The sequence below is a fragment of the Marinomonas arctica genome (assembly GCF_003259225.1).
In the GTDB taxonomy this organism is placed as follows: domain Bacteria; phylum Pseudomonadota; class Gammaproteobacteria; order Pseudomonadales; family Marinomonadaceae; genus Marinomonas; species Marinomonas arctica.
In genome coordinates, this window is sequence record NZ_QHJF01000034.1 from 25,178 (window position 1) to 37,259 (window position 12,082).

10 protein-coding genes are annotated in these 12,082 nt (G+C 44.8%); 7 read left to right on the plus strand and 3 right to left on the minus strand.

Annotated features, from left to right (window positions below; genetic code table 11):
- Positions 1-39 precede the first annotated feature (39 nt).
- The 7 genes from DK187_RS18215 to DK187_RS18245 all read left to right on the plus strand — a co-directional run bounded on the left by DK187_RS18215 (position 40) and on the right by DK187_RS18245 (position 8,040).
- Entirely contained in the window at positions 40-960 is a 921-nt protein-coding gene (locus tag DK187_RS18215; RefSeq protein WP_111608755.1) for an ArsR/SmtB family transcription factor, read from the plus strand.
- 301 nt (positions 961-1,261) lie between these two features.
- Positions 1,262-2,770, plus strand: coding sequence for an arabinosylfuranosidase ArfA (gene arfA, locus DK187_RS18220; RefSeq protein WP_111608756.1), 1,509 nt, complete (start codon positions 1,262-1,264; stop codon positions 2,768-2,770).
- A 43-nt stretch (positions 2,771-2,813) separates the two neighbouring features.
- A complete protein-coding gene (locus tag DK187_RS18225; RefSeq protein ID WP_111608757.1) occupies positions 2,814-3,914 on the plus strand; it encodes an ABC transporter ATP-binding protein in 1,101 nt (366 codons plus the stop codon).
- Between the two features lies 1 nt (position 3,915).
- Complete coding sequence (locus DK187_RS18230) at positions 3,916-4,797, plus strand: carbohydrate ABC transporter permease (RefSeq protein ID WP_111608758.1); 882 nt, start codon at positions 3,916-3,918, stop codon at positions 4,795-4,797.
- Complete coding sequence (locus DK187_RS18235) at positions 4,794-5,639, plus strand: carbohydrate ABC transporter permease (protein ID WP_111608759.1); 846 nt, start codon at positions 4,794-4,796, stop codon at positions 5,637-5,639. Before DK187_RS18230 ends, DK187_RS18235 begins: the two co-directional genes overlap by 4 nt.
- A 54-nt stretch (positions 5,640-5,693) precedes the next feature.
- Positions 5,694-7,004, plus strand: coding sequence for an ABC transporter substrate-binding protein (locus DK187_RS18240; protein WP_111608760.1), 1,311 nt, complete (start codon positions 5,694-5,696; stop codon positions 7,002-7,004).
- Between the two features lie 55 nt (positions 7,005-7,059).
- A complete protein-coding gene (locus tag DK187_RS18245) occupies positions 7,060-8,040 on the plus strand; it encodes an aldose epimerase family protein (protein WP_111608761.1) in 981 nt (326 codons plus the stop codon).
- Between the two features lie 82 nt (positions 8,041-8,122).
- On the opposite strand, the gene DK187_RS18250 is transcribed toward DK187_RS18245, so the two are convergent.
- From DK187_RS18250 to DK187_RS18260, 3 genes are all read right to left on the minus strand, one after another.
- Positions 8,123-9,211 (minus strand): ABC transporter substrate-binding protein, encoded by a 1,089-nt coding sequence (locus DK187_RS18250; RefSeq protein ID WP_111608762.1) that lies wholly within the window; start codon positions 9,209-9,211, stop codon positions 8,123-8,125.
- A 170-nt stretch (positions 9,212-9,381) separates the two neighbouring features.
- Entirely contained in the window at positions 9,382-11,349 is a 1,968-nt protein-coding gene (locus DK187_RS18255) for a methyl-accepting chemotaxis protein (RefSeq protein WP_111608763.1), read from the minus strand.
- Positions 11,350-11,812: 463 nt separating this feature from the next.
- Positions 11,813-12,055, minus strand: coding sequence for a hypothetical protein (locus DK187_RS18260; RefSeq protein ID WP_111608764.1), 243 nt, complete (start codon positions 12,053-12,055; stop codon positions 11,813-11,815).
- Positions 12,056-12,082 lie beyond the last annotated feature (27 nt).

The window sequence follows — 12,082 nt, forward strand, 5'->3', positions numbered from 1 at the left end:
CAATTCTCGATATAAATGCATCTTCAACTGGAGATGACGATGAGTAAAAAGTTCTTATTGCTTACCCCTGAAGATGGGTCCGATGTATTAAAAAGCCTAGCAGCCCCAGCCAGATTGGCTATCTTGTCCTTACTGCACGAAAAAGGCCCAATGAATGTTAATGACATTGCCGATTTCCTAGAATTACCTCAATCCTCAACCTCCAGCCATCTAAACTCCCTTGAAAGTGCAGGGTTAATTACCACCGAAAGCCAAAAAGGCCGCAAAGGCAGTCAAAAAATTTGCCGCGCAGTCCACGAAGAGATTGTCTTATCCTTCAGTCATACCAAGCAAAAACAAAGCAATGTCATCGAAGTCTCCATGCCGGTTGGCTTGTATTCTGAATTTGATGTCATGGCGCCTTGTGGTCTGTGTTCTGACTCCGGCATTGTGGGGTATTTAGACAGTCCAGACACTTATCTCTCACCGGATCGTATGCGTGCCAGCTTATTATGGTTCACTAAAGGTTATGTGGAATATCAATTCCCCAACAACGCGCGCATTGCAGGCCAAACAGTAAAAGAACTGGAGCTGGTAATGGAATTGTCTTCAGAAGTACCCGGCACCTCAGAAAACTGGCCTTCTGATATACATATTTCCCTAAATGGTAAAACCGCAGCCATTTGGACGGCACCTGGCGATTACGGCGATCATCGCGGCAAATATACCCCAGATTGGTGGAAGCTTGCTGGCAGCCAGTACGGCCATTTAAAAAGCTTTCGGGTCACTCATGATGGCACTTATATTGATGGAGTACGTGTTTCAGATGTTTGTTTGAAAGACCTAGCTTTGGAAGAACACAGGTCTATTCGCGTACGAATTTCCGTCCCTGACGACGCCGAGCATCCTGGTGGAATTAATATTTTTGGCAAGCACTTTGGCAATTATGACCAAGACATTATTTTACGCCTTCAATCTTGACCTCATACACAATATCTTATTTTCTGATGTGGATATTCATAAGCCAGCCCCAAAAAATAGTAATTCAAAAAATTCATATATTTTAATACCTTAGCAATCACTAAAATACTTACCTCGTTCTTTTTTTGTTACACCCTCCACTCAAACATACCAATTTTGGTATTTAATTGCACAAAAAATACACGTCTTATTGATTGACCTCAGGTCAAACATGCTTTTAATATCCACTAATCAGATAATAAACAAAAAATCAGATATTTAATAAATCTGAATATCCTACAAAAATAAAAAAGGAGTAAGCATGCGCGCTAACGTAACTGCACACAAAGATTATGTGATTGCCAAAATAGACCCTCGTCTTTATGGCTCTTTCATCGAACACTTAGGTCGCGCTGTTTACAGTGGCATCTATGAACCAGACCATGAAACCGCCGACAAACATGGCTTTCGCCAAGATGTCATCGAGCTAATTAAAGACATTGATGTCCCCGTGACACGCTACCCCGGTGGCAACTTTGTTTCTGCTTACAACTGGGAAGATGGCATTGGACCAAAAGAAGACCGCCCGACTCGTCTCGACCTTGCTTGGCATACGTCCGAAAGCAACGAGGTTGGTATCCATGAATTCGCCGAGTGGGCTGAACAAGCAGGTACTGAAATGATGTTGGCGGTGAACCTTGGCTCACGAGGCTTAGACGAAGCCCGCGCTTTTCTAGAATACGTCAATCATCCCGGTGGCTCCTATTGGTCTGACCTGCGCAAACAAAACGGTCGCGAAGCACCTTGGAATGTCAAACTCTGGTGCCTTGGAAATGAAATGGATGGCCCTTGGCAAATCGGCCAAAAAACCGCAGCGGAATACGGTCGGGTCGCCTTTGAAACGGCCAAAGCCATGCGCGCTTTTGATAAAAATATTGAGTTGGTCGTTTGTGGCTCGTCTTCCCCTAAAATGGCGACATATCCTGAATGGGAAAGCACAGTTCTGGATTATACCTATGACACGGTTGACTACATTTCCCTGCACATGTATTTCGATAATCACGAAAAAAACATGGCAAATTATTTAGCAAAAGCCTGTCTACTCGATAACTACATCGACACTATCGCCGCGGTGATTAAAGCGACGAAAGCCAAAAAACGCTCCAAACATGATGTGTATATTTCCTTTGATGAATGGAACGTCTGGTACCACTCGAATGAGCAGGACAAGAAAATTCTCGGCGGCAATGACGGCTGGCCACATGCCCCGGCTTTATTAGAAGACATCTACGACTTTGCCGACACCCTACAAGTAGGCTGCATTCTGAATACCTTTATCCGCCACAGCGACGTGGTAAAAATTGGTTGTTTGGCGCAATTAGTGAACGTTATTGCGCCCATCATGACCGTTAAAGGTGGCCCAGCTTGGCGCCAGTCTACTTACTATCCCTATTTATACGCATCTCAATATGGTCGTGGCACAGCGCTAAATCTTGCGGTGAACTCTCCAAGCTATGACACAGAGTTTGCTAAAAATGTGGCTTACTTGGATATTTCCGCAGTAGTGTCCGATAAAGACGGCGCATTGACCTTCTTCATTGTGAATCGCCACCCTGACGAAAGCATTGAGTTAGACCTATCTCTGCAAGGCTTCACACATCAACGCATCATTATGGATAAAGTCATGTCAGGTCATGCACTCGACGCCAAAAATGGTCCAGAAGCAGAACCCGTCGCGCCAAAAGACGGCCAAGGTGCTGCTGTGACACAGCAGAAACTAACGGCAAGCATTGCTCCTATGAGCTATCGCATGATTCGACTTGGGGTGTAATCCCCCAAGTTCTTCCGTTTAACACTGGCTGAGAGAGGAAACCATGTCTGCATCTATCTCTATAAAAAATATAACAAAGCGATATGACAGCGTAACCGTATTAGATGACATCAACTTGCACATTGAAGACGGTGAATTTGTTGTCTTCCTTGGTCCTTCTGGTTGCGGAAAATCTACCCTATTGCGCATGATTGCGGGGCTAGAATCCATCACAGAAGGCAGCATTGAAATTGGCGACAAACGCATTGATACCTTGCCATCTGGTCAACGTGGTGTGGCTATGGTGTTTCAGTCCTATGCGCTCTACCCTCACATGACGACCCGTCAAAACATGTCATTTGGCCTCGAAAACGTAAACGTCGCGCAAGACGAGATTGACCGTCGCGTCAATGACGCGGCAAAAATCCTCGAAATCGATCATTTACTGGATCGTAAGCCTGGAAGATTGTCTGGCGGTCAACGTCAACGTGTTGCCATAGGCCGTGCCATTGTCAAAGAACCAAAAGCCTTCCTGTTTGATGAACCCTTGTCTAACCTAGATGCCGCTTTACGAGGCAGGACACGATTGGAACTGGCGCAGCTCCATCAGCGCCTTGGTTCGACCATGATCTTTGTTACCCACGATCAGGTGGAAGCCATGACACTGGCCGATCGTATTGTCATCATGCACAAGCAAAAAATCGAGCAAATCGGCACACCGATGGAAATATATCAACACCCCGTCAGTCGTTTTGTGGCCGAATTCGTCGGTTCTCCCCCTATGTCTATGTTGCCGATTAACCACATTGAAAACACAGTGGATGGCGTCACCGTAGAAGTCAGTGGCGCTGGTAAAGTCGTTACTGCGATCACACTGCCGCAGGATTTCAATGCCAAAGATGCCGTAATCGGTATTCGAGCAGAAGACACCGCCATTGTTTCCCCACAAGAAGAAGGACTGGATCTAACCATCAAGGTTGTCGAGCGGCTGGGGGATCGTACTCTACTGTACGGCACCTTAGTGGATGGCACAGAGCTTATTGCAGAAGATACAGGTCGCTCTAAAGTAAAAGCAGGCGAAACAGTGAGAGTGTCTATTTCACCCCATGCCGCGCATATTTTTGACGGTAATGGCTTGGCTCATCACAGCCAAAGGGAGGTGTAAGATGGCAGAAAGCTATCGTCGTTCTCGCTGGTCAAATGGCCTATTTGTCGTACCCTATCTTAGCGTTTTTTTAACGTTACTCGTTTTTCCACTAGGCTGGGGGATTTGGCTTTCCCTCAATAAAGTCGATCTTTTTGGTGGCGAACGTTTTATTGGCTTAAAAAACTACGCGCGGGTATTGAACGACCCGATTTTTGCTCAAGCGGTAAAAAATACCGTCATTTTTGTTGGTGTGTCTGTGCCGACCTTGGTCATGTTAGGTTTGTTTCTGGCATTAGCTTTGAACAAAACCACAAAAGGGTCGTCTTTCTTACGAGGTTTGTTTTTTGCCTCTTCCATCTTATCGGTCACCATAGTCACGCTCATTTGGCGAATCGTTTTTATTCCTAATGATGGCTTAATGGCGCTGATCTTTGAATATTTCGGTTGGCAACCCATTGGTTTCCTCTCAACCACTGGTTGGTCGTTATTTTCGGTTGGTGTCGCAACGGTATGGTGGTGTATCGGTTTGCCCATGATGCTGTTCTTGGCGGCATTACAGCAAATACCGAAAGACCTTTATGAAGCTGCGGCTCTCGACAACGCCTCCCGCTGGCGCGTCCTCACGCGCATCACACTGCCTTCGATTAAGTCGACAATAATGCTGGTTGCCGTGATTCAAGTGGTCATGCAATTCCAGTTGTTTGGTCAAGCTCAATTAATGACCAATGGTGGTCCAGCGGGCTCCTCTCGCCCAATCGTTATGTACATCTATGAAGTAGGTTTTTTACGCTGGGACATTGGTATGGGTGCTGCGGCATCACAAATTCTGTTTTTAATCATCCTATGTGCCGCCATGCTGCAATATTGGATCAGCACTCGTAAAGAGGAGGTAGACGCATGAAAACCATGAATTATTCTCCTGAGCATTTAACCTCAAACCGCCATCTGTTTTGGATAGCGGCTGTCCTTGGCGTCATTATGATGGCACCAGTTGCGTGGATTATCGGCTTGTCTCTAAAAGACAACGCCGAATTGCTCAAAGGCACCGAAGCCGTTTTTGCTATGCCGTATACCTTGGTGAACTACGCCAATATTCTGGAATCATCCAGTGTGTTTGGTTGGTTTATAAATTCGATGATAGTGGCGATCGGCCAAACCATCGGCGTCTTGCTGCTGTCTTCTCTTGCTGGCTATGCCTTTGCAAGGCTGGAATTCCCCTTCCGCAAAACATTGTTCATCATTGTATTATTTGGCTTAGCGGTACCAGAACAAGCCGTCATTATTGCACGCCATCAAATGTTCAACTGGTTTGATCTGCATAACACGCACATAGGCTTAATATTGCCTAATTTGTCTTCTGCGTTTGGCGTTTTTCTGATGACGCAATTCTTCCGAGCCATCCCCAAAGAAATCGACGAAGCCGCCATGCTCGACAACGCTTCCACCTTTCGTATTTTTTGGAAAGTGTTGCTGCCACTGACGCTGCCCGCCCAAGCAACGTTAGGTATTTTCACCTTTTTGCAAGCTTGGAATGACTATTGGTGGCCACTCATCTCAGCGACCAAAGCCGATATGTACACACTCACCATAGGCATCGCCTCCTCACAAACCAACTTTGCGCAGTCAGAAGGCTTAGGGTTTTTAGGCGCTCAAGCCGTCTTTGCCTCTTTACCTGTGGTGATCGTCTATATCTTTTTCCAGCGCCACATCGTCACGGCGGTCTCTGGCGGTGCCGTGAAATAACCCTCACCATGACAAGTAAAAAAACAAACAATAACAACCTAGGAGAAAAAAATAATGAAAAGATTACTTCTCGGAACAACAGCAATAAGCTTATTGGCGCTATCGCCCTTAGCCAATGCCAATACCACCATAGAGTTACAACGCTTCTTTGGTGCCTGCGAAGCAGAGTACGGTAAGGCAACCGACATATCCGCTGCCGTTGGTGAGTGTGGCATTATTACAACGCTCGTCAATAAATTCGAAGCAGACAACCCAGATATCAAGGTCAATGTCACCACCGTAGAATGGCCAGGATACGATCAGTTAAACGCACAGTTAGCCTCTCGCTCTGCCCCTGATGTGGTGTCGATGCATTATTCTGCTATGTCAGATTATCAATCTCGTGGATTGTTGGTGCCGCTTGATGATGTGTTAAAAGGGCAAAATATCAAAGCATCCGATTTCACCGATGCCGCTATCTCCAGTGTGACAAAAGAGAACAAAGTGTACGCCCTGCCCTTTGACAACTGGACCATGCTCTTTCACGTTAACAACAACCTGATGAAAAAGGCAGATCTGCTGACAGCGGATGGTAAACCCATATTGCCCAACAGCAGCGATACGCTTTTTGCCCAAGGTGAGCAATTCAAGCGTGCAACGAATAAGCCTTTCCTAGTGCAAATTTCAGCCAATGAAACCGCCTCTTACGCACGTATTTTTTACACACTTATGATGCAACAAGACAGTAAGTTTTTTGATGACCCAAATCGCATCGACTTAAGCGGAAACGACGCCAAAGCCGCCCTTACCTTAATGAAAGACATTGTAGACAAGGGATTAAGCACCCAAGATTTAGATTACCCTGCAGCCGTATCGGCTTTTGCCAATGGCGACGGAGGTATCGCGGTGAATGGAACGTGGCTGATTGGCACGTACGATGCGCAATCAAAAGAACCGAATAATGCCTTGTCTGATGGCTACAGTGTTTTCCCTGTGCCACAATTTTTCCAACAAAAAGACGCGACCTATGCGGATGGCCACGGTTGGGTTGTGCCTCGCGGGGACCGAACGGATGAAAAAATGGCCGCCATTGGGAAACTGTTTAAGTTTTTCTATGACAACAACTATGAATGGTCTCGAACAGGGCACTTACCAACGGTGAAAAAAGTCATTACCAGTGAGGCATTCAAATCCTTACCTCATCGCAGTGATATTGCGAAAGTGGCCACAACAGGACAAGCCTTGCCGGCTGAGGTATTACGTCAATTTGCCATCCAAGATATTATCGGTGAAGAGTTAGGTTCTGCGGTGAATAGTGACAAATCGATAGACGATGCTCTAAAAACAGCGCAATATCGTGTTAATGACTTGTTAGAAAATATCTAATTTATTCTTAACGGGGGCTTCGGCTCCCGTTTATTTCAATAAAAGAGCTTTTACCATGAACCTAGCGCCAGACTTAAACCAAGTTCAGTGCATTACACTTACTAACGCACAACTTAAGGTCAACATCTTAACCTTAGGAGCCAGTATTCAATCCATTTATCTAAAAGGGTATGCGCACTCGCTCGTCTTAGGATCATCGAATCTATCCGACTATCTTGGTGACGCCAAGTATTTCGGAGCCGTTGTCGGACGCGTCGCCAATCGGACCGCCAAAGGCCATGCTGTCGTCGACGGTAAAACTTACCAATTGCCACTGACATTACCAGAACCTCATCATTTACATGGTGGTCCTGCAGGCACAGGCAGTAAAAATTGGTCGGTCGTCGAGCAAGCCGATGATAGAGTGCAACTGCAGACACAACTTAGCGACGGTGAAATGGGGTATCCCGGTAACATGGTGGTTAATGTTGTCTATCAATTACTCGATAACAGTTTAGAAATGGACATTACTGCGACCACAGATCGCTTAACTATTTGTAACTTTGCAGGTCACAGCTATCTTAACCTAGATGGCACAGGCTCAATTCTGGACCATCAACTTCACATCAAAGCCGACCATTATTTACCTGTCGATAACGAGCTGATTCCTACCGGCGAAGTCACTCCTACCGAAGGAAGCACCTTTGATTTTAATCAGTTACGCCGTATTGGCCGTGAAGATTACCCAGGGCTTGATACGAATTTCTGCCTTTCGCTTTGCAACCGCCCATTACAAACCGTAGCGACGCTCAAAGCGCCCATTACCGGGCTCACCCTAGATTACCAAACCACCGAGCCAGGATTGCAGGTCTATGACGGACGACACATTCAACTCAGTGCCGCATCCAACATCAACCCAGGCAGGCTGACAGCGTACGCCGGTCTTGCCCTAGAAGCACAACATTGGCCAGATGCGGTTCACCAGTCTCATTTTCCGCCTATTTTGTTAGCACCAGAAGATCGCTATCAACAAATTACGCGCTATGTCTTTAGGTAGTTTTTAACATTACACCACCTAAAAACACAAAAAAGGGGCTTTCTATGGCAAATATAGAAAGCCCCTTTTTTCATTTCAAAAATTAATTGTCTAACGACAACATAAAGGTTCCTTTTGGTGTTACAGGTAAATATTTTTTGTAAAAATCTAAGTAGGCTTGTTCAGGATTCAAATCGGAAAATAAATCTGGATACATGGATTTTGCGTAAAACTCGATCATCGCAGCATCTAAAATAGTACGGCATGCGCCATGATAGGCACCAAATAAACGATTATTTTGCACCGCCGAAATGGAAGACCAACCCAAGCGATCCTTATACCCAGCCAAACGTTTACGAGCTTCCGCGGTGTCAACACCTTGTCCCATCAGCATAGAATCCGTCCCCTTGCCTGTCTCGTAGCCAGTGATAATGATCACATCTGGATTCGAAGCAATAACTTGCTCAGGGTTCAACTGCCCCCACCATTCAACAAATGGTGCGGAAATATTATCGCCACCCGCCATGGTTGAAATCGCGCCCCACATGTTTTTACCAAAGGTATAACCCAGCTCTTGCACACCCGATGCACCAAACTCCGTATACACTTTTGGCTGTGGTAAATTGGCAGCGGCAAGACGCTTACTGATGTTTTCTACGGTTTGCTTATACTCTTCAGCAATCTTTGCGGCTCTCGCTTCTTGTCCGGTGATCAAACCAATCAGCTCGGTACTTTTAATGTGTCGCTCCACCGTTTGAGCGTTGTAATCGACCACAACAACAGAGATGCCAGCATTTTCAAGACGCTCAATATCCGAGCCCAAACCTTTGAATTGCCATTCGGCTAACATCAACACATCTGGATTTAAACTAATGGCTTTTTCCACCGAGAAGGTTTGCGTATCAACACGGCCAATTTCTGGAATATCTTGTAATGAAGGACGGTGCTTCACATACATTTCCCAACTAGCGGAGCGCGCTTCCCATATGTACTTAGACATGGCAACCACCTTGTCATAAGCCGCTTCCGTACCAATGGCCATATAATCTTCTGGATAAAAACCCACGATAACTCGCTGGGCGGGCGAATTAAACGTCACATCACGGTCAAGCACATCTTTTACCGTCACTTGACTGGCCCAAGACAAACCTACCCATAGAGTAAATACACACATCACAAACGACTTAATCATGATAATACCTTATACAAGAAATATTAGGCGGGTATGATAATCGTTATCACTTCATTTTAATATTACTTCTTGCTCTTTTTATGCCTAAATCGACAGAAAAAAGGACATAAAAAAACAAAAGCCACCCTAGGCAGCTTTTGTTTTACAACGCATTTTATAACAGTACGCAATTACTCAGTGCGGAAACGAACCACCATTGAATGCAGCTCTTTGCTTAGCTGGTCTTGTTTACGACACAGTTCAGCAACGTCTCCGGATATACCCGATACTCTATGGGCCGATTCACTGATGGCATTGATATTGTCATTCACCCCTTCGGTAACAGCGCGCTGCTCTTCTGCAGACGCTGCGGTTTGCATGGTCATATCACGCATTTGTTTGACGACTTCTTCAATCTGCTCAAACGAATCAAGCGCTTGATCAGACAAACTAATAGCACTTTCCGATTCAGCCAAACTCGTCACCATAGAATCCGACGCTTGTTTGGTTCGACTAGCAAGCAACCCTAAAATATGACTAATCTGTTCGGTCGATTCCTGTGTTCGTCCCGCCAAGGTACGCACCTCGTCCGCGACTACGGCAAAGCCACGACCTTGTTCACCTGCACGAGCCGCTTCAATGGCCGCGTTTAAGGCAAGCAGATTAGTTTGTTCCGCAATCGCTTGAATCGTCGATAAAATTTGATTGATGTTCGTGGTTTCTTTTTGCAGCTCGGTGATGATCTGATTCGACTCTTTTAAACGCGTGCCTAAACGATTTACCCCTTCCGCGCTGTTCTTAAGAAGATTCTTGCCTGCTATCGTGGTTGCCAAACCTTTCTCAGAGAACTGAGCCGAATTCGCACAACTTTCTGCGGCTTCATTAGACGCAATCAACATTTGTTGACCCGCTTCTGCGATCAGCTCAATAGACTGTAATTGATCTGTCGCAGCCTTTGCAACGTCACTCGCTTTGGAAGTCGTTTCCGCGGCAATTTTATCAATTTGCATACTGGATTTTTTAATCCCAAGAATCAATGCGCGAGTAGACTCAATAAACTGATTGAACCAATTAGAAAGAGTGCCCGTTTCATCGTTGGTTTGTATGTCAATTTTCGATGTTAAATCCCCTTCACCCTCAGCTAAAACGCGCAAATGGCTGGAAACTGATTCAATTGGGGTAATCAAGCTTTTCGCCATCAAGTAAGCAACAACAGCAAACATCATTAACAGCAAAATACAAACAATGGCCGTGGTTTTGACCAATTCCATAGTACTGGCATAGATTTCAGACGCTGGCATCAAGCCAACAAACTTCCACTTAAGATTTGGCGAAGTATAAACGTTGGCGTAATAGTCCGAACCATCAAGTGTAAAACGAATTAGCCCCTCTGAGGTTTGTGCAATTTTTTGATACGCTTCCCCTGCAACCTCACCAATTTTCTTAAAATTGTTCTCGGCATGCAGTGCATCTACCAAAATAGTGCCTGAATTTTCAACGACCATGATACTACCGGAATTGCCCAACTTGGTTTTATTGGCCATTTCAGTCAAGGTTTTGATGGACACATCCACCGCGACAACGCCACCGATGGCATTGCCTTTATTATAAGTACTCACAGCGGACACATAGACAGCGTCATCTGGCTCCCAATAATAAGCATCTCGCAACGCCACCTTGCCTGGGGTTTCCATCGCTCTTGGGTACCAACCACGTTGCTTAGGGTACCACTCTGCGTACTCATAGGTGCCAGGCCATTCTAGGTAGCCATCACCGTCATCGCCCATGTAAACATACACATAATTTGGGTTGTTTTTACCAATGGCCTCAAACAGATTAAAAATGTCAGCTTCGCGCCCACCATTTTGCTTAGCAACGCTACTGGGGGCTTTGCCCTGCTTTTCATGATACGTCGTTAATGGCATCGCATTAGGATCGGTAACAGGATCGCTGTCAGCAATGAATCCTACAACCGACTTTATGTCACTCATAAATTGATCAAAAGATTTCTCAACCGCCGTCAATGTTTGACCACTGTTTTTAGAAAAACCTTTAAGTGCTTGATCTGACGCTAAAAAAGCCGTAATCGTACTTACCACTAAGACTGGCAGTACTGTGGCGATTGAAAAAGCAATCAATAACTTCGTCTTTATTCTCATAGAATGCATCCAAATTATTTAATAACAACGCTGATATTAATAAGAAACTTCAAAAAAGTTCATTACAAAATAATAAAAACAACGATTAAAATACTTATCTGAACAACGAATTATATTATGTCTTTCTCACGCTCCCTGCCTTTGCTGTATCATCCATAAACACAGTTAAAATACTGTATTACAAGCCTATAAACCATAGATAATTAATATAAGAGAATAAAATAAAAGCAAAAATGGTCACTTTTCTAAGAGCGGAATGCATTATCTTAAAAAAATAAAAAACCACTCTAAAAGGAAGATAAAAAACACCCGTAAAAAGAAAAATCGCCGTTGTGTATTGGTAGTAACTTAGATGGGGAATAAAGTCGAAAACCTTACCATCAAACTCAGATCCATCTTAGGTTCTCGACTTGATTAAAAGACAGTTATCGACATACTGAAACAGACGCTTTATTCGCTCTTATTATCTGAATTTAAGACTAAAAGCCGCCATCACACTAGAAACATCTGGTAAAACCGTCGTGTTTACTTTCTGCATATCGCTGCAAAGATCTTTTACAAAAGGCATCTGTTCTGGGTAAGCTTGCAGCCATATTAAAACAGCAGTCTGGACTTCTGCCAAGCTTTGCTCTTGGGTGACAGGCGCACCAAGGGCGATGAGTCTTTCTTTAAAATCGACTTCGTCGACCAAATCTACAATCATCATATTGCATACCTATAAGCAAGCATTTTA